At 61.3% G+C, this 18,325-nt stretch carries 15 protein-coding genes; 2 read left to right on the plus strand and 13 right to left on the minus strand.

Annotated features, from left to right (window positions below; genetic code table 11):
• Positions 1–50: 50 nt before the first annotated feature.
• From AC2YB9_RS09955 to AC2YB9_RS09975, 5 genes are read right to left on the minus strand one after another with little or no spacing between them, the layout of a single operon-like run.
• Positions 51–1,184, minus strand: coding sequence for a DUF6544 family protein (locus tag AC2YB9_RS09955; protein ID WP_487265192.1), 1,134 nt, complete (start codon positions 1,182–1,184; stop codon positions 51–53).
• On the minus strand, positions 1,181–2,113 hold the full coding sequence (locus AC2YB9_RS09960; RefSeq protein WP_487265193.1) for a carbamate kinase: 933 nt from the start codon (positions 2,111–2,113) through the stop codon (positions 1,181–1,183). The genes AC2YB9_RS09955 and AC2YB9_RS09960 overlap by 4 nt, the downstream gene beginning before the upstream one ends.
• Positions 2,113–3,339: an arginine deiminase gene (locus AC2YB9_RS09965; RefSeq protein WP_487265194.1), complete on the minus strand. Its 1,227-nt coding sequence runs from the start codon at positions 3,337–3,339 to the stop codon at positions 2,113–2,115. The genes AC2YB9_RS09960 and AC2YB9_RS09965 overlap by 1 nt, the downstream gene beginning before the upstream one ends.
• Positions 3,336–3,911 carry a flavodoxin domain-containing protein gene (locus AC2YB9_RS09970; protein ID WP_487265195.1) on the minus strand — a complete coding sequence of 192 codons (576 nt, stop codon included), beginning with the start codon at positions 3,909–3,911 and terminating at the stop codon, positions 3,336–3,338. Before AC2YB9_RS09970 ends, AC2YB9_RS09965 begins: the two co-directional genes overlap by 4 nt.
• A complete protein-coding gene (locus tag AC2YB9_RS09975; RefSeq protein ID WP_487265196.1) occupies positions 3,908–4,762 on the minus strand; it encodes a universal stress protein in 855 nt (284 codons plus the stop codon). Before AC2YB9_RS09975 ends, AC2YB9_RS09970 begins: the two co-directional genes overlap by 4 nt.
• Positions 4,763–4,920: 158 nt before the next feature.
• On the opposite strand from AC2YB9_RS09975, the gene AC2YB9_RS09980 reads away from it, so the two are divergent.
• Positions 4,921–6,618, plus strand: coding sequence for a sensor histidine kinase (locus AC2YB9_RS09980; RefSeq protein WP_487265197.1), 1,698 nt, complete (start codon positions 4,921–4,923; stop codon positions 6,616–6,618).
• On the opposite strand, the gene AC2YB9_RS09985 is transcribed toward AC2YB9_RS09980, so the two are convergent.
• The 7 genes from AC2YB9_RS09985 to AC2YB9_RS10015 all read right to left on the minus strand — a co-directional run bounded on the left by AC2YB9_RS09985 (position 6,567) and on the right by AC2YB9_RS10015 (position 14,994).
• A complete protein-coding gene (locus AC2YB9_RS09985; RefSeq protein WP_487265198.1) occupies positions 6,567–7,391 on the minus strand; it encodes a universal stress protein in 825 nt (274 codons plus the stop codon). The two genes, AC2YB9_RS09980 and AC2YB9_RS09985, sit on opposite strands and share 52 nt — an antisense overlap.
• Positions 7,392–7,487: 96 nt before the next feature.
• Positions 7,488–8,339, minus strand: coding sequence for a universal stress protein (locus AC2YB9_RS09990; RefSeq protein WP_487265199.1), 852 nt, complete (start codon positions 8,337–8,339; stop codon positions 7,488–7,490).
• Between the two features lie 104 nt (positions 8,340–8,443).
• Positions 8,444–9,160: a DUF4389 domain-containing protein gene (locus AC2YB9_RS09995; RefSeq protein WP_487265200.1), complete on the minus strand. Its 717-nt coding sequence runs from the start codon at positions 9,158–9,160 to the stop codon at positions 8,444–8,446.
• Positions 9,161–9,173: 13 nt separating this feature from the next.
• Positions 9,174–10,694, minus strand: coding sequence for a YfcC family protein (locus AC2YB9_RS10000; RefSeq protein WP_487265201.1), 1,521 nt, complete (start codon positions 10,692–10,694; stop codon positions 9,174–9,176).
• 131 nt (positions 10,695–10,825) lie between these two features.
• Positions 10,826–11,287, minus strand: coding sequence for a pyridoxamine 5'-phosphate oxidase family protein (locus AC2YB9_RS10005; protein ID WP_487265202.1), 462 nt, complete (start codon positions 11,285–11,287; stop codon positions 10,826–10,828).
• A 224-nt stretch (positions 11,288–11,511) separates the two neighbouring features.
• A complete protein-coding gene (locus AC2YB9_RS10010) occupies positions 11,512–12,612 on the minus strand; it encodes an acetate/propionate family kinase (RefSeq protein WP_487265203.1) in 1,101 nt (366 codons plus the stop codon).
• 3 nt (positions 12,613–12,615) lie between these two features.
• Positions 12,616–14,994: a phosphoketolase family protein gene (locus AC2YB9_RS10015; RefSeq protein WP_487265204.1), complete on the minus strand. Its 2,379-nt coding sequence runs from the start codon at positions 14,992–14,994 to the stop codon at positions 12,616–12,618.
• Positions 14,995–15,275: 281 nt separating this feature from the next.
• Here AC2YB9_RS10015 and AC2YB9_RS10020 point away from each other — a divergent pair, with 281 nt between their 5' ends.
• Positions 15,276–17,198: a pyridoxal phosphate-dependent decarboxylase family protein gene (locus AC2YB9_RS10020; RefSeq protein ID WP_487265205.1), complete on the plus strand. Its 1,923-nt coding sequence runs from the start codon at positions 15,276–15,278 to the stop codon at positions 17,196–17,198.
• 67 nt (positions 17,199–17,265) lie between these two features.
• Here AC2YB9_RS10020 and argF read toward each other — a convergent pair whose 3' ends face one another.
• Positions 17,266–18,312 carry an ornithine carbamoyltransferase gene (gene argF, locus AC2YB9_RS10025; RefSeq protein ID WP_487265206.1) on the minus strand — a complete coding sequence of 349 codons (1,047 nt, stop codon included), beginning with the start codon at positions 18,310–18,312 and terminating at the stop codon, positions 17,266–17,268.
• Positions 18,313–18,325 lie beyond the last annotated feature (13 nt).

The raw sequence follows: 18,325 nt of genomic DNA on the forward strand, positions 1-18,325 counted from the left end.
TCCCAATCCAGGCCCTAGGCGTGGCGAGCGGCACAGCCACAGGCGCCAGATCATCGAGCGCCTCCGTTGTAGGTGATGGCGTCCAGGTGGAACTCGAGATAGGTGAACGACCCTTCGGATCCCACCGAATGCCACACCCCTTCACCCGACGTCAGGATCCGGCGCCCATCGGTATCACGATGCCCTGCGAGTGGGGTTGACCAGCGCCGCGGTGTGAACGTTTTGCCATCGGCGGATGCTGCCGACCGGTCATCGGAGACGAAATCGACCAGGTCGTGCTCAGCGTCGAAAGTCAGGACGGCCGAGATGGTCTGGCCGCCATTGGTGAAGTCGCCACGGACGTGCAGGGCATCGATGGCTGTCCACGTCGCCCGGGCGTCGACGATCGCCCCTGGCGCCATGACGACAAGGTCATTAAACACGGTGACGGTCTCGCCGCGATCCATCTCGGGGCCGGACGCGTCGACAACCGAGAACAACGAGAGCAGCTTGACCCGCATCGTTGCCGAGGCGTCGTGGAACACGTGCAGGACGGTGACGGGAAGCCCTGACTTGGTGGCATCCATGAGGAAGATCCGCTGTGGTCGATGCCCATAGCTGTTGACCTGCTGGCCGGTGAACGGCATCCACGCCGCGTCCGGGCCACTGCGAATGCGGCCGTGGAAGCTGCCGCGAAAGCTGACCACTCGGGGTTGCCCGACGGCACCGGATTGTCGGATGTAGGCCGCCAAGGGGACCGGGAGATCCACGAGATCCGATTCGTGCAGGACAGCAGGATCGGAGTCGACATCAGCGAGGGCTTGAGTGACTTGCTCGCGGTACTGGGCGTGGAAGCTGGTTGGCCCCTGAGCAGCAAAGCCGTAGCCGGCGGCCAAGACCAAGATGACGTTCACGATGGTTCCGGCCCGAGCATCGCTCCACGAGGTTCCAATGGCGACTTGCGAGACCGCTGCAGCAGCGAGAGCCAGTGCCCACCACCAGGTGGGCACTCCGACGGCGAGAAGCACCGCGGTGGTGAGTACGAGGACGGCAGCGAGCAACCACAGCACCCCTGCCACGGTGCTGATTGGTTTGGCGAGTTGGGCAACATCGGCCAATCCGAAACCTTTGGCTGCTCCAAGAAGATGGATGAGCCCATGGCCCGCGAGCACAGCAACGAGCACCCAACGAAGAGTTGTGGTCATCGATAGGTGATCCCGTGGTACTTCATGGATACCCGGGTGCCCGCAGTTCCTGCAATCAAACCATCAAGCTCTTCGAGCGCGCCGATCACCGCGTCACCCTGACCGCTACGTGCGAAGTTGATGGCCGCGGCCACTTTTGGTCCCATCGACCCGGCAGCGAACTTCGAGGCATTCAGGTGATCAGGATGCGCCAAGCCAATCAGGCGCTGGGTATCCAATCCCCAGTCCTCGAAGACGCCGAGCACGTCAGTCGCAATAATCAGGAGGTGTGCACCGAGGTCTCGGGCGAGGACCGCGCTGGCTAGGTCCTTGTCGATGACGGCTTCGATGCCTCTGACCGTGCCCGTTGCCGGGTCGACCAACGTGGGTATCCCGCCGCCGCCGGCACAGATGACGACGCACCCTTCCTGCAGCAGCCATTCGATCGGTGGAAGGTGGAGGATTCGCTGTGGCATCGGCGATGGGACCACACGGCGGTACGAGTTGCCGTCCGAACCGATGTCCCACCCATGCGCAGCGGCCATCGCCTGCGCTGTCGCTTGGTCGTAGATTGGGCCAACGAACTTCGTCGGACGTGTGAACGCCTCGTCGTCGGCATCGACAACCGTCCTCGTCAACACGGTGGCGATGTTGCGGTCATTGCCGAGTTGATTGCCCAGTTCTTGCTCGATGAGGTAGCCGATCATGCCTTCGGTCTGCGCACCAAGGACGTCGAAGGGATAAGAACTGGCGTCGTCGTACGCCGCAGCCTGCAGGGCAAGTAGACCAACCTGAGGTCCATTGCCGTGCGAGACCACGAGGTCGTTGTCGAGCGCGAGTTTGGCGATCGGCCCACACGCGTGGGCGATCGACTCACGCTGATTGGCCACCGTCATGGGTGCGCCGCGTTTGAGAATCGCGTTGCCTCCCACAGCCACGACGATGCGCATCAGAGGGCTGCGTCTCTGACGATTGGGCAGGTCATGCAGCGGGGTCCGCCGCGGCCGCGGCCAAGTTCGGAACCGGCCACCGGGATGACTTCGATGTCGTTGTCGGCGAGCATGTGATTGGTCGCGACGTTGCGCTCATAACCCATCACGACTCCCGGCGCGACGGCTAGGAAGTTGTTGCCGTCATTCCACTGTTCGCGGGCGGCTTCCATGTGCGTCGTGGGTGCTCGGAGAACGCGTACCTTATCGAGCTCGAGCGCTTCGGCGACCGTCACGAACAGGTCTGTGCTTTCCTCGACGGCGTAGTTGCCAGTGGAGTCAGTCGGGGTCAGGTCGAACGTCCGCAGATCGGTGGGCAGGAATGGGAACACACAGAACGCATCCGTATCGACCATCGTCAGTGCCGTGTCCAAATGCATGAAGGCTCTTGATTTGGGCAATTCGACGACGATGATCCGGCTCGCCGTCCCGGTCTCAAAGAGCTTTCGTGTGATGACCTCGACGCCTTGGGGGGTGGTCCGTTCGCCCATACCGATCATGACCGCGCCGTTGCCGATGACAGTGATGTCACCGCCCTCGATCGTCGCCGGCTCATGAGCTAGTGAGTCGTTGCCGTAAAGGAACGGGATTCTCGCTGCCGCGAACATCGGATGGAAGTTATAGATGACGCGGGAGTTGATTGTTTCGCGCTTACGCGCTGTTTTCGCCATCGGATTGATCGACAGGCCCGAATAGATCCAGGCTGAATTGTCGCGCTGGAAGAGGTGGTTCGGCAGCGGCCTCAGGACAAAATCCTCGTCGTCGAGGTAGGACATCAGCAAACTCGATGCCTTGACCAGAGGGGCGATCTCACGCTTGAGAATGCCCCCGATCAGGATGTCGGCAAGCTCCGCTGCTGGCGTCGAGGCCACCAGTGCATCGAGCGGCGCATCCAGGGCCGGACCGAAGCGTGTCGCTGTCGTCAGTCGGTCTTGGAGGAACTCCCGTGCGCCAGGCTGGTCGAGCGATTCGGCGAGCAGTTGGTGAAAATGGTGAACAACCACTCCCCTGCCTTCAAGTTGGCTGACGAAGGCATCATGCTCCTCGCGCGCTTTTTCGGGCCACATCACATCGTCGAAAAGCAACTCAGCCACATTGGCCGGAGTCAGCCTAGACAGCTCGCTGCCGGGTCGATGAACGATGGCTTCTTTGAGAATTCCTACTTCAGAGTCGACGTGAAATGTCATGGGTGAACCGCTTTCGTGATGGTTGAGTTGGTGGCTATGGGGTTGGAGAAGACCAGTTGCCTCGCAATACGCGAAGCCCAGTCATCGATGTCCTTCCAATTGCGGAAATCTCCGCTCTTGATCCGCATCAGCCTGATGGTGACTTTCTCCCAGCGATTGAGTTTTTCGGTATCGAGCGCGCCGGCGAACATCACATGCTCGACGAGCTTGAGTTCGGGATTGGTGTGTTGAAGGATCGGCAGGACCTCACTACTGGGTGCGTCGGTACCGATCGGTCCGCTGCTGAACAGCCACAGGCCCTCTGGCGGGCTCGTGATCGCGACTGAAAGAAGCTGCGTTGCGGGCTTGAGCCAGCGGCCGAGGTAGACGGCACTGCCCAGAACAACGGCGTCATATCCCTCGATCGACGAAATATCATCGCAATCTTCACTATCAATGCGCCACTTGTCAGCGGGGAGATCACGGAGCAAGCGACGTTGGATGCGTTCAGCGATTTCGGCGGTCGAGCCGTGCTTGCTGGCGACGACGATAAGGAGGGTACGACGTCCGGCGGCGCTGGTCATCGGCTTCATGCCTCGAAATCCGAAGGGACGACGGCAACCGGGCACAAGGCCTGTTTAATGACGGCCACGGCAATCGGTCGTGCCAGGGAGAACGGGAAGCCGTGGCGCTGGGGGCGACCAACGACGACCAACGAGGCGAGAGAGGTGTGGCGCAGAATTGACTCATCTACTCTGCCATTCGTGATCAAGATATTGACCTCGACTCCCGGATACGTCTCAGCCCAGCCAGCAAGGATTTCCGCGAGGTTGATGCGCTCCTCGTTCTCGTCGTCTTCGCTTGTTCCTGGAGGCGACACGTGGAGGACGCGGAGGCTGCTCCCAGAGCGCTCGGCGCGCGCGAACGCATACGCTAACGGGCCATGCGAACTGCTCGTTCCCTCCAACGTGACGATGACGCCGCCTACGCGCCCATCGGGACGCGGCCAGTTGGCAGGAACCACGATGACAGGACAGTCGGCGCGGGTCGAGAGCCAACTGCCGACTTCGCCAACTAACAGGTGGTCGAACCAAGAAACGTCGTCGGTGCCAAGTACGAGGGCGCGCGCCGATTTCGCTTCTTCAGCGAGCAGGACGTTTGCGGCGTCATAACCCAGCGAATATTCGACCGGTACATCGAAACCCTCGGCATCCACCTGCAGACGGGCAAGATCAAGAACCCCCTGCGCCGCAGCCTTGTCCTGCTCGATGGCCTGATCGTCTATCCAAAGTCCCGGCACGGCGGAGACGGGAAGGCGGTAGGCGTGAACGATGCGGACTCCACAGCCCTGGCTGTGCGCTTCTTCGAGGGCATAGTGGATCGCGGCGAAGTCATCGTGATTGACTCCGACAACAATCGGACGGTCGGCGGTGCGGATGTTCATAACTCCTCCTGAGTTGCTCACTCCCAACTGTGGAGGAGCCCGGCCTCAAGGAGTACGGGCAAAGGGCCGCATTCGACGGGACTAAGGTCACGACGATGACGTAATCGACCGATAACGGACTAGTGTGAAGGAAAACCAAATATCAGTGCGGAGTTCACATGAACGCAAGCACGAATAAAATTCAGTTCTCTGACGGACCCAAGTTCGAGTTCGAAATTCTGCTCGAACAACTTATCGAGCGCGCTCACGAGGTCATGTCGACCCAATCCAGGTTGCGCCACCTCATCACTGCCAACAATGCCGTCGCCAGCAATTTGGACCTGCCGACGGCGCTCTCCCGGATTGCCCATGTCGCGCGCGAGCTAATCGGGGCAAAATATGCCGCTATCGGCATCATCGGAGCCGACCGGCATCTCGAACAATTCATTCACGTCGGCATGGACGGCGAGACGGTGCAGCGCATTGGGCATCTTCCCGAGGGCAAGGGGCTGCTCGGTGCGTTGATCGATGATCCGCACCCAATTATTCTCAGCCGAATCGCCGATGATCAGCGCTCGGGCGGCTTCCCTGAACACCACCCGCCGCTGGAGGGTTTCCTCGGCGTGCCGATCCGCGTACGTGATGAGGTCTACGGCAACCTCTATATGACCGATCCGGAGAGTGGCGAGTTCTCCAATGATGACAAGGAACTGGCCAGCGCATTGGCAGCGGCCGCTGGCGTCGCGATCGCCAACGCCCGACTATTCGAGGAAGCGACCTATCGCGAACGGCTCTCTGCGGCCTTCGCCGAGACCACGCGGCATACCCTCGCCGATGACGAGAACGGCGCTATCGATCGGATGACGCAATTCGTTCGCGACCTGTCTAACGCCGATCTTGTCTGTGTGGGGCTCACTTCGTCCGAACATCCCCAGCTGGTCGTCGACCGTGCGCTCGGCATAGGCGCAAGCGATTTGATGCGCTCGACCTATCCGATCGATGAAGGCGCGGTTCACGATGTTCTCAAGCTACGCGAACTGCGCGTCGTCGACGACGCCCGCAATTGTCCGCCACACGGAGTGCTCCACGAGTCGAAAATGGGTCAGGCCATTTTGGTCCCGTTCGAGGTCAACTCTGGGCAGAAGGGCGTGCTCATCCTCGCGCGCAAACCCGGTCGAACCCCGTTCCTTGAGCGGGACCAGCAAATGGCAACAGCCTTCGCCGATCAGCTGACCTTGGCCGTGGAGCGTGCCGCTTCGCGTTCCCACCAGTACCGGATGGAACTCCTCGAGGATCGCAGCCGAATCGCCAGAGATCTGCATGACCATGTGATCCAGCGGTTGTTTGCGGCCGGACTCAGCCTCCAGGCGATCGCCAGCAGCCTCGGACCCGGCGATGCAGCACGGCGGGTCATGGAACAAATCACGGCCATCGATGACACGATTGCCCAGATTCGAGAGAGCATCTTCGCGTTGAAGAGCGCGCGCAAAGACCGCTCTAACGGACTCCGTTCACGTATGCGCGAAGTCTTAGACCGCGTCTCCGACCAGTTGAAAAGCGCACCAAAAGTCCGATTCTTGGGCCCAGTTGATCTCATGTCCGACCGCCAAGTGACCGACGATGCGGTAGCCGTCGTGACCGAGGGCCTCGCCAACATCGTGCGTCATGCAGAAGCAAATGAGGTCACGATCACGGTTTCGGCCATCGGCGGGCTGCTGACGATCGAGATGGTTGATGACGGTGTTGGGGTGGGTGACCGGACCCATTTTAGCGGGCTGAATAATCTGCAGGTGCGGGCCGAGCAGCGCGGCGGCAGCTTCGAAATTCACGACGCCAAGCCAACTGGAACCCGACTCATCTGGTCCGTTCCAGTCTGATCCTCGCGGTTCGACTCAGGTGGAATGATTACGACGGGGCAATGCGCGAGGCGCGCGCAAGCCTCGCCTACCGAGCCCAGAACGCTGTGGATTAAACCGTTTGTCCCGTGTCGGCCGACGACAATCAGTTGCGACGGCTCAGACCGCTCGAGAAGCACCTCGACGGGTGTGCCCTCGATCGCGGTCGCAATGACGCGGAATGCCCGAAGCTCATCAGCAAACGGTTTAAGCGCCGCGCGCAAGGGCGCCATGGCCCGGGCGTGCGCAACCGCAGCAGACTCATCCGATGCGGGCAGATAGGCCGTGACCACATCGATCGTCTCGCTCGAATCCGAATGAGCGAGCGCCCAGGTGAGGGCGGACATACTCGCCACCGATCCGTCGAAGCCAACCGTCACTGTGCGGGCGGCTTCCACGACGCAGCCCTCCTCGTCGACTTCAATCAATTCACAATGGGCCGAACGACGAAGATGGGCGATCGCCGCGTCCGAGCAGCGTCCGTCGCCAGCGGACTGCACCACGACGGCGCTCGCGCTGCGGCTTGCTTCTACGAGAACCGCGCCGGCATCTCCTTCAAGCCGGATGACCTCGAGTGGACAACTGTCAGAGTCAGGAACTTCGGCGCCAGTCGGCGTCACTTGTATGACCTGGATGTGTGCTGGCGTCGACAAGACCCGCTGGAGCGCGTATGCGAGGGCGCCAAGGTCACCATCGTTGATCAGGCCAACAATGATTGTCGGCGCGCCATCGGGTGTTCGTTCCTGGCTCGTCATACTGACAAGTTTGAGTCCGCCGAAGCCGCTTGCCCACCGCCGAAATCCCTGCTCGCGGGGGCACAAGGTCCCTCGCAATCTTCACTTCGCGCAGGATCAGACGCCGGTGCTGGGATCGGTGGATGGAACGATGACCACGGGGCAGCCAGCCGACTCGACGAGCCGCGCGGCGAACGAGCGCTGCAGGATCGACGTCCGGCCAGTGTGTGGCCGTCCGGCGATAACAAGTCCGACCGAACGTGTGAGATCGACGCTGGCCGAGAGCGCATCATCACCCTCAATCACTGACGTTTCGAAGTTCACCCGCGGGAACCTGCCACCCAACGTCTCGAGAAGATGGGCGAAGTCATCCCGCGGAAGAGCGCTGGCATTGTCTCCGGGACTAATCGGTTCGACGCGCAGCACGCGCAGTGATGCGTTGCGAACATCAGCGGTGCTGAATGCATAGTCGAGCACGCGATGCGCGGGCGTCCCTGCATCGACACAGACAACTATTTCCTGATTAGCGCGGTCCCGCACCCAGGTGCTGGGAACGACGACCACAGGACATGATGCGTCTTCGATCAGCCGGCGCGTGACGGTACCTTGGAAGAGTCGAATCAGCCACGGCGAGTCGTCCGGCCCGATGATCAGTTCGGACGCATCGTGTGACTCCTGGGTGAGAACATTGATCGTTCGCCCGCGGAACAACTCATAGCGCACCAGGGTGCTCGGTTCGAGCGATCTGACGTAGTCGTGAGCGGCGTTGAGGACGTCCTGACCGCCGGCTTCATAGCCTGCGATGACCCCCGGGTCACCGATAAGAGAGCGCGCGGCCGGCAGCACCTCATAGGCATGGACCACCCGGACCTCACGACGGCTGCGGTTGCCCTCGGCAATCGCGTAGGCCAGAGCACCATGTTGTTTGTCTGCAACGGCGACCACGATGGGTCCAGTCGAGTCGGTCATGCGCTCTCCTTGGTTGTCGCTCAATCCTAGAATGCCCTAAATTGCGGCAAATACGCAGAGCCGGTGGTCATCACCTGACAGGACCTACGTCCCGTCAATACAACTCAGAGCGGAACTGTCTGCGCCGCCAAGGCCGGCTCGTTGGGTACGGTCGGTGAGTCCCCGTCACGCGCTCCGGCGTCGAGCCGGAACGGCGGGTACTCGCTCGTCATGAATGAGCCGTAGGCGACAACGCGGATGACCCAACGATCGAGCCCCATGACCAAGTCGAAGATGGGCCGAGGATACGTTCCGGCGAACAACAGGACCAGCCCGGCCGTGATGACCAGGATGTCGATCAACCCCGGAGGACTCGAGAAGCTCTGGTCGCCGCCCGCCGTGTTCGAGGCGAAGATCCCAGCGCCGACAAACACGCCAACGATCAGGTAGTGCGGTAAGCCAAGCAACCAGGACTTGATGAGGGCCCAACCCTTTGGAAGGTCGCGTGGATAGTCGATGTCGAGATGAGCCGGATAGTCCGAGACGACGGCAAGGGCGAAGGGCGGATATTTGTCGGTTCCGAAGGCCGCAATTGCGTAAAAGTTCACCCGCCACGACCACCTGAGGACGCCTAAATTGAAGTCGAAGATCTTGCGCGGATAAACACCGGTGAAAAGCACCGCGACGAACGCGACGAACGTCAGGATGATGAACGCCAGCCAAAGGAACGCGAGCACGATGTAGTGCGGAATCGCGAGGAATATTTTGACCAGCCACAGCCAACGGCTCAGATCAGGATCGTAGGTCCCCGTAACTCGTACAGGGGGTCGAGGAATGTTCATGATGTCTTCCGTTTCAGATCGCTGCGCCGAGGGCGATGAAGCCTGCGCAGAGGATGACAAGGAGCAGCAGAAGCGGTGCGATGAAACGGAGGTACTGGTCGTAGCGGACCTTCGCGAGCGCCAAGCCACCCATGACGACCGCGGACGTCGGGGTGATCAGGTTAACGATTCCCGAGGCAGACTGGAAGGCGGTGATGACCATGGCCCGTGACACGTCGGCGAAGTCAGCCAGCGGCGCGAGGATCGGCATGGCCAAGGCGGCGTGCCCCGACGTCGACGGCACGAAGAAGGCGAGCGGCAGGTTGATGAGGAACATCAACAGTCCGAACACGCCAGACGAGGTGTTGCTGACGACATTCTCCATCGAGTGAAGGACGGTGTCGGTGATCTCCGAGTTGTTCATGATCACGGTGACGCCACGAGCCAGGACAATAATCAGGCCTACGCCGATAAATTCTCCAGCCCCCCGTACGAGGGTGTCGGTCAGACCTTTTTCCCCCAAGCCGCCGATAAGTCCGACGAGGATCGACATCAAGATGAACAAGGCTGCAAGTTCGGGGAAGTACCAATCAAGCTGCCAAGCGAAGCTGGCGGCATCGGGGCCATTGATGATCTGGGCCCACGGAACGATGGCAAAGATCATGAAGGTGAAGGTGAAGGCGACGACGGCGAGCACCGACTTCTGCCGACCGGTCAACCGCGGGACGATGCCGATGCCACGAATGATGAGCTCGTCATCGCCTTCTTGGACACCGACGAGCGACTTGGACGGATCAGCCTTGACCCTGCTCGCATACCGCAGGACGAACGCAACGGCGATAGGTACAAGGACGACATACATCAGTAGCCGGAAACCAAGGCCGTTGCCAATCGAGATGCCGGCGGCTTCCGAAGCCACACCGGTGGAGAACGGATTGACAGTTGAGGCGAGCACACCGATGCCGGCACCGATCAGGATCGTGGCGGCGGCGACCATACGGTCGTAACCAAGCGCCAACATCAGCGGAATGACAAGGGCGTAGAAGCCCAGGGTCTCCTCCGCCATACCTTCGGTCGTTCCGCCGATCGAGAACAGCAGCATCAGCAGGCCGATGACCACGGCGCCACGTGCTTCGAAACGCTGAGCCACATGCGCGATGCCGTTATCGATCGCGCCGGTCTTCATCGACATTGTGATGAAGATGCCGATCGCCAGCACAAACAGGAAGACGCCGACTGCGCCGAACAACTCCCCGGTCTCATAGGGGCCGATGAAGCCACCGTCGCTCGCTTTGATTCCGTAGAGGCCATTGACCGGTGCCATGAACAGTTGCATGAGGCGGTCACCGAAACTCAGGCCCGCGTCGACGCCGTGGTAGCTGCCGGGAATCGGTCCGCCCGTCTTACCGTCGACCTTGTAGGCACCAGTCGGGACGATGAAGGCTAAGAGCCACACGGCGACGGTCACGCCGAATAGGACCGTAAACGCGCTGGGGAAACGGAATTTGCGCTGTTTCCCGTTCTCGCTGGTCGGCGTTTTTGTCGTCGTTGCCATGGTCTAGCTCCCTGTTTGGATCAGCAGTGTTCGTACGTAATCAGACAACCGTTGGCGGGGCCGCCGAGGTAGGGCCTTTGTGCCCGAGTCTGCGGGACCTTCAGGCCTCGTCCCAACTCGCCGAATGCCAGTTATGGCGTCGACAACGTCGAAGCAGCGGATCTGGGCGTAAAGACATGCCGCCCTTCGATGCTGGCGGGCCTGATTTCGATGACCATTGGACGCACGCCGCCGGCCCATGGCTCGACGCCTGGATTGCCGAGTATCTTGCTGATGTTCGCGCGATCCTCAACCTCTCGCGCGCTGCCGCGCACCGTGACGTTCCGACCGCTCCGAGTCGACGCATCGAAGCCATCCACACCGAAAGCAACGTCCTCATGGCCACGCGCGAGCTGGGCCAGGATTCCGGTGGGTACGGTTCGGAAGTAGACGAGACCGTCCAGCAGAATGAAGTTCACCGGGATGAGCTGCTGGCCAGTTGCATCAACGAACGCGACACGTCCAACTTGGGCTGAGCCCAAGAGTGTCAAGCATTCGGCCTCGGTCAGCTTTTCCACCGCACCCAACGGCCGCTGCGCTGCTTTATCCGTCATGATGCCTCCGGTGTGTCCACCTCAATGGCGCGGGGCCAGAGTGTCAGCCGGATCGCCATGAGCGTGTCCTGACGATCCGGCCGGGTGACAGTCTCAGTGTGGCGTCTGACGGCTGAGCGGATCAGAGACCTTGGTCCCTGATTCCGGAGCGTCTCGGCGACGACCCTGACGGCAACTATGCGTCCAGTTAGAGGACCGGTCCGGTCTCAGCCGACCAACTGTCCTCAGGACCCACTGGTCAGCACTGACCTGACATCGGCCGCGATCTGTTCGTCTTCGCGACACTGTACGACGAGGATCCGAACCGCCGATCCGGGTGTGGAGACGTCGCCGTCGCCGTCGATCGTCTGGTTGTGCTCGGCATCGATCCGCACGCCGAGATAGGCGAGACGATGAGCGGCGAGTCGTCGTATGAACGCCGAGTTCTCCCCGATCCCCCCGCTGAACACAAGGACATCGAGGCCGCCGGTCGCAGCGGTCATGGCGGCAATACCAGCCACCAGGCTGTGCAGGAAGACGTCGATGGCGAACAGCGCGTGTTCGTCGCCTGACTCCGCCGCGGCTTCGATCTCGCGCATGTCGCTCGTGCCGGTAAGCGCCAACAGTCCAGACTCGTGCTCGAGCGCCGTGGCGACCTCATGCGGAGCAAGGTGTTCATGCTCCTCGAGCCACAACACGAGACCTGGATCGACGCTCCCGGATCTGGTCGCCATAACGAGTCCTTCGAGCGGGGTGAAGCCCATCGTGGTGTCGACGCTTCGGCCGTCGAGGATCGCGGCCAGAGAAGCCCCAGCCCCCAGATGACACGTGATGATCCGGAGCTTTTCGATCGGCTGACCGAGGAGTTCCTGCGCCCGCCGTGTCGCATAAGCGTGGGACAGACCGTGGAACCCGTACCGACGGATCGCATACCGCTCACGCCACGCTAACGGCACAGCGTATGTCGCCGCGGCGAGCGGGATTGTTGCGTGGAACGACGTATCGAAACTGGCAATCGCCGGGACATCGGGCAGGAGGGCAGTGACCGCGTCAAGGGCAGCGAGCGACTTCGGTTGGTGGAGCGGTGCGAGGTCCGCGAGCGCTTCGAGGTCGTCACGCACGGACTCGTCGATCAGCACAGGTCCGACGAACTTTGTGCCGCCGTGCACGACTCGGTGCCCGACTGCGTCGGGCTTGCTCCACGTGTGCAGGGTCTGGGCGAGCAGACCGACGTCGAAGCCGTGGCCGCCGGCCGGGAGGTCGAATGAGCGTTCGATCTCGTCGTTGTCGGCCAGAAGTCTCAGTTTGAGGCTCGAGGATCCGGCGTTGATGACCAGAATTCGCATGTGTCAGGACCGTTCCGGCCAGGTCCAGTTGGCGATCGCAGGATCGTCCTCGCCGTGTTCGCGCGTGTATGCACGCGCCGCAAGACGTGCGTCCGACATCCGCTGCCGCAGTCCGGCGGCGGCCGAGCCAAGCGACGGAACCCGGTCGATGACGTCCATCACCAGATGGAACCGGTCGAGGTCATTGAGCATGACCATGTCGAACGGCGTCGTCGTGGTGCCCTCTTCCTTGTAGCCACGGACGTGGATGTTGCGATGCCCGTTGCGTCGATACGTCAGGCGATGAATCAGCGTCGGATAGCCGTGGAATGCGAAGATGATCGGCTTCTCGGTCGTGAACAGGGCGTCAAAGTCGCGGTCGGAGAGTCCGTGCGGATGCTCCGAATCGGGCTCGAGCCGCATCAGATCGACGACATTGATGACGCGGACCTTTAGCTCGGGCAGGTGCGTACGCAGTAGATCGGCTGCCGCAACGGTCTCCAGGGTCGGGATGTCGCCGCAACAGGCAAGCACTACATCAGGTTCGCCGTCGGTGTTGCCCGCCCACGGCCAGATTCCCAAGCCCCTGGTGCAGTGCGCAATGGCCTCGTCGATCGACAAATATGTCAAAGCGGGCTGTTTGCCAGCGATGATGACGTTGACGTAGTCGCGGCTGCGCAGGCAGTGGTCGGCTACGGAGAGGAGTGTGTTGCTGTCCGGCGGCAGGTAAACCCTGACGATTTCGGACTTCTTATTGATCACGTGGTCGATGAAGCCCGGATCCTGGTGCGAGAAGCCATTGTTGTCCTGGCGCCATACATGTGACGACAGGAGGTAGTTGAGTGAGGCGACGGGCGCTCGCCACGGGATCTGCCGCGTCGATTTCAACCATTTGGCGTGCTGGTTGAACATCGAGTCGACGATATGGATGAACGCCTCATAGCAGTTGAACAGACCGTGTCGGCCGGTCAACAGGTAGCCCTCAAGCCAGCCCTGACAAAGATGTTCGGACAGGACCTCCATGACACGCCCGTCGGGAGCGAGATGGTCGTCGCCGGGAACCACCATCGCATCCCAGGCACGATCGGTCTCGCGGAAGACACCGGAGAGGCGGTTCGAGGCCGTCTCATCAGGGCCCATCAGGCGGAACGTCTGCCGATTGCGGGCGATCACCTCGGCAAGGAAGTCGCCGAGCACACGGGTTGCCTCGCTCGTGTGCGCCGCAGGCCGATCGACCTCGACCCCGAAGTCGCGGAAATCGGGCATCACAAGGTCATGCAAGAGCAGTCCGCCGTTCGCGTGCGGGTTGGCACTCATACGTCGTGGCCCAACCGGAGCGAGCGCTTGAAGCTCAGGTATGAGCCGGCCGGCGTCGTCGAACAGCTCCTCAGGCCGGTAGCTCCGCAGCCACTGCTCGAGGAGTTGACGATGGGCCGGGTTAGTGCGCGTCTCCGACAGCGGCACCTGGTGGGCCCGCCAGGTTCCCTCGACCTTGAGTCCGTCGACTTCCTTCGGACCGGTCCAGCCCTTGGGGGTGCGCAGGACAATCAACGGCCAGCGCGGTCGCTCGGACACGTTACCGCCGCGTGCCGCCCGCTGGATCGCGGCAATCCGGTCCATCGAGTAGTCAAGCGCTGCGGCGAGTTGCTGATGCACTTCGGCAGGATCGTCGCCGCCGACGAAAAGAGGTTCGTGACCATATCCACGCAGCAGATCGGCGAGTTCCTCCTCGGGGATGCGGGCCAGCACCGTCGGATTGGCGATCTTGTAGCCGTTGAGGTGCAGTACGGGCAGGACAGCGCCATCAGTGACGGGATTGAGGAATTTGTTGGAGTGCCAACTGGCCGCGAGTGGACCGGTCTCGGCCTCACCGTCGCCGACGACGCACAGCACCACGAGGTCCGGATTATCGAAAGCCGCGCCGTACGCGTGTACCAGGGCATATCCCAGCTCGCCCCCCTCGTGGATCGACCCGGGAGTTTCCGGGGCCACGTGGCTGGGGATGCCTCCTGGGAATGAGAACTGGCGGAACAACGACCGCATCCCGTCCTCGTCCTGACTGATCGAGGGATAGACCTCTGAATAAGTGCCGTCGAGGTAGGCGTTGCCGACCAGGCCGGGACCACCGTGACCTGGCCCCGCGACATACAAGACGTCGAGATCTCGGGCCTTGATGACCCGGTTCATGTGCGCATAAAGGAGGTTCAAACCAGGCGTGGTTCCCCAATGGCCGAGCAGTCGAGGCTTGACGTGCTCGGGCAATAACGGCTCGCGCAGCAAGGGGTTATCCATGAGATAGATCTGGCCGACCGACAGATAATTTGCGGCGCGCCAATAAGCATCGATGAGTTCAAGCTGGCGAAGATCGAGAACTTCGCCGCGCCTAGGAATTGTATCGGTCATGGGGCTCCTCAAGATGGTGATGTCGTGATCACACGCCGGGCCGCGCTATGTCGAGCTCGGGTGGCCGTCGATACAAGTCTGAACTCGTGCCCATGGCTGGCAACAGTGTCGAAGGTCCCTGGCCGCCATGAAAACAGAAATCCTGCGATGGGATTGCTGGGCTCGCAAGTGGGACCCGAACGCGCCCCATCCCGGCCATCCGTCGCGATCAGGGACCTTCGCAGCGGCGCTCAGGACGTTCGGCACTTTGTTGACCATCGCCGTGCGGGCAGGCTGGTGCCATGACGACGCAGTCCCCCGAAACTCCCAAGGTCGGGACCGACCCGATCGACGTACGCCCGCTGTTCCTCGGCCCCAAGGCCGAGAATCGCGAGTTTTTCGAGCGCAAGGTCGCCGAACTCGTCGACGAGCACATCCACTGGCGCAGAGCTTTCCATCCTGCGGATGCGACAATCGTCAGCCCAGCCGACATGAGAAGGCCCGCATATGAGTCCATCACCGACCGGACGGCGGACGTGCTTGAGGATCTGACTTCCCGGCTCAAGAGGAGCTCGACACCGTGGTTCTCGACTCGTTATCTGGGTCACATGAACTCCGACACCCTCATGGTGTCGAACCTCGCGGAGATTGCCACGATGCTCTACAACCCCAATAACGTCGCCTACGAGTCCTCGGTGGCCACATCACAGATGGAGACCGAAGTCGGTCAGGACTTCGCTTGTCTGATGGGCTATGACCCCGACCGCGCTTGGGGCCACATCCCCGCTGACGGCACGATTGCCAACGACGAAGCGCTGTGGCTGGCACGCAATCTCAAGTCGCTTCCGCTCGCAGTGCGCGAGGTGCTGCCAGACCTGGTCGAGGGCAAGAGTGAATGGGAACTGCTCAACCTGTCGACCGAGACGGCGCTTGACCTACTCGACGTCGTCAAAAAGAACCCAGCCCACCTCGCCGCCGTGCTCAGCGCGACGAGCCGAGGTGCCGGGGTGGGCCGGGGTGTCCTAGGCAAGGTCCTCGTCCCGAGTACCCGTCACTATTCGTGGGACAAGGCAACCGATCTGCTCGGCATCGGGGTCGACAATCTGGTGCGCGTCCCGGTCGACAATCGTTACCGCATGGATCTCGTTGCACTCCAGACGATCATCGATGACCTCGTAGCCACCAACACGCCAATTTTGATGCTCGTCGGTGTTGCCGGGACGACTGAGGAAGGCGCCGTCGACGATATCGCCGGCATGAGGGATTTGATCGTCCGCAACCGGGCCAATGGGGTGAACTTCTCCTTCCACGTCGACGCCGCTTATGGCGGCTATGCCAGAACGCTGTTCCTGGACGAGGACTTCACATTCTTGCCCTACGACGAGCTGCAGTCCCGTCTCGCAACCGAGGGTTTCAGCTCAGACCGGGCGTGGCCGTCGACCTCGGTCTGGTCGGCCTACGAGGCGATGTCGGTCGCGGACTCGATCACGGTCGACCCACACAAGATGGGCTATGTTCCCTACGCCGCTGGCGGGGTGGTGTTTAAGGATCGTCGCGTCTTGGCCTTGATTGCCTACGCGGCTGCTTACGTTTTCGAGTCGCCTGAAAATCTCGACACGAGTCTTGGCAGCGTTGTGCTCGAGGGCTCCAAGTCGGGAGCCACCGCCGCAGGGGTTTGGTCGGCGCATCAACTGCTACCGCTCAACCACGCTGGATACGGGCAACTGATCGCCCGCAGTTGGTCCGGATCACAGACCTTCGTCGACGTGCTCACGACCGTCGAGGACATCGCGGTGGCCGGCCATGAGGTCATGTGCGAGCCATTGCTCGCCGACCCCGATTTCAACATCGTCTGTATGGCGTTCAACCTTCGCGGCAACACTGATCTGGATCGAATGAACGCACTCAATAATGAGATCTATCATCGTTTCTCCTACGAGTACGGCCCGCTCTATCAGGACGACTGGATCACGTCGCACACCGAGTTGACCCGCACGGTCTATGGCGATGTCCCAAGCGAGTTCGTCGCTCGACTGGGCATCGTGCCTTCCGAATGGGACCGTGTCGCTCGGGTTCAGGTGCTGCGCAGTTGTGTCATGCACCCGTGGATCACACACGACGCGATCTACCCCGAGCAGTGGCAATCTTTCCTTGCGATCATCAGCGCTCAACTCGACGGCATCCTCACGGCGCCGGGCGCGGACTACACGAACGACGGCGCCTGATCGGCCGAAGGCCGATGGTCAACCAGTCGAAACTGATTGGCCATCGGCCACCCTCCGTGCGGTCAATTCAGCCAGCAAGCGTCGCTACTAGCAAAGCCTTGATCGTGTGGAGTCGGTTCTCGGCCTGGTCGAAGACAATCGAGTGTTCCGATTCGAACACGTCATTGGTGACTTCGAGGCAACTGCGGCCCGTACGCTGATACATCTGCTCACCGACTTCAGTGTTCCGGTCATGGAAAGCTGGCAGGCAATGCATGAACTTCACATCCGGTCGTCCGGTGGCCTCAAGCAACTCTCGGTTGATCTGATAATCGCCGAGCAGCGCGACTCGTTCGTCCCACACCTTCTCCGGCTCACCCATCGAAACCCAGACATCGGTGTAGACAAAGTCGACTCCAGCCACACCGGTCGCGACGTCGTCAGTCTGGAGAATTTTTGCGCCGGTCTCCGCCGCGATCGCCCTTGACGCCGTCAGCACTGAATCCGGCGTCTGGAGCGATGATGGCCCGACCATCCGGATGTCCATGCCAAGCATGGCACCAGCAACCATGAGCGAATTGGCGACGTTGTTGTGAGCGTCGCCGCAATAGGCGAAGGAGATGTCCTTGGCCGGCTTTCCAGCGTGTTCGATCATCGTCAACATGTCGCACAATGATTGTGTCGGGTGCCACTGGTCGCTGAGACCGTTCCAAACCGGTACGCCGCTGGAGCTGGCAAGTTCCTCGACACTCGACTGAGCGAAGCCGCGGTATTCGATGCCGTCGAACATCCGACCCAGCACCCGGCCGGTGTCGTTGACCGACTCCTTGTGACCGAGCTGTGAGCCGGTGGGGTCCAGATAGGTCACGTTGGCGCCCTGATCGTAGGCGGCGACCTCGAAAGCGCACCGCGTACGAGTCGAGTTCTTACCAAACACCAGCGCGATGTTGAGTCCCTTGAGTAGCTGCTGTTCCTGATGGCTACGTTTCTCAGCCTTGAGCGTGGCTGACAACTCGAGAAGGCCTTGCCATTGGCTGATGTTGACGTCAAATTCCTTGGTCACGCTCATCCCAAGCATGCCGAGTTGACGGGATTGGATCAGGGTTTCGTTGTGCATAGGCATTGTTTTGGTCATGGTTTCTCCGATG

It is taken from the genome of Aeromicrobium changchenzhani (assembly GCF_057586615.1).

Coding starts and splice junctions, on each gene's coding strand:
- AC2YB9_RS09955 (WP_487265192.1), bottom strand. CDS start 1,184: ATGACCACAACTCTTCGTTGGGTGCTCGTTGCTGTGCTCGCGGGCCAT.
- AC2YB9_RS09960 (WP_487265193.1), bottom strand. CDS start 2,113: ATGCGCATCGTCGTGGCTGTGGGAGGCAACGCGATTCTCAAACGCGGC.
- AC2YB9_RS09965 (WP_487265194.1), bottom strand. CDS start 3,339: ATGACATTTCACGTCGACTCTGAAGTAGGAATTCTCAAAGAAGCCATC.
- AC2YB9_RS09970 (WP_487265195.1), bottom strand. CDS start 3,911: ATGAAGCCGATGACCAGCGCCGCCGGACGTCGTACCCTCCTTATCGTC.
- AC2YB9_RS09975 (WP_487265196.1), bottom strand. CDS start 4,762: ATGAACATCCGCACCGCCGACCGTCCGATTGTTGTCGGAGTCAATCAC.
- AC2YB9_RS09980 (WP_487265197.1), top strand. CDS start 4,921: ATGAACGCAAGCACGAATAAAATTCAGTTCTCTGACGGACCCAAGTTC.
- AC2YB9_RS09985 (WP_487265198.1), bottom strand. CDS start 7,391: ATGACGAGCCAGGAACGAACACCCGATGGCGCGCCGACAATCATTGTT.
- AC2YB9_RS09990 (WP_487265199.1), bottom strand. CDS start 8,339: ATGACCGACTCGACTGGACCCATCGTGGTCGCCGTTGCAGACAAACAA.
- AC2YB9_RS09995 (WP_487265200.1), bottom strand. CDS start 9,160: ATGAACATTCCTCGACCCCCTGTACGAGTTACGGGGACCTACGATCCT.
- AC2YB9_RS10000 (WP_487265201.1), bottom strand. CDS start 10,694: ATGGCAACGACGACAAAAACGCCGACCAGCGAGAACGGGAAACAGCGC.
- AC2YB9_RS10005 (WP_487265202.1), bottom strand. CDS start 11,287: ATGACGGATAAAGCAGCGCAGCGGCCGTTGGGTGCGGTGGAAAAGCTG.
- AC2YB9_RS10010 (WP_487265203.1), bottom strand. CDS start 12,612: ATGCGAATTCTGGTCATCAACGCCGGATCCTCGAGCCTCAAACTGAGA.
- AC2YB9_RS10015 (WP_487265204.1), bottom strand. CDS start 14,994: ATGACCGATACAATTCCTAGGCGCGGCGAAGTTCTCGATCTTCGCCAG.
- AC2YB9_RS10020 (WP_487265205.1), top strand. CDS start 15,276: ATGACGACGCAGTCCCCCGAAACTCCCAAGGTCGGGACCGACCCGATC.
- argF (WP_487265206.1), bottom strand. CDS start 18,312: ATGACCAAAACAATGCCTATGCACAACGAAACCCTGATCCAATCCCGT.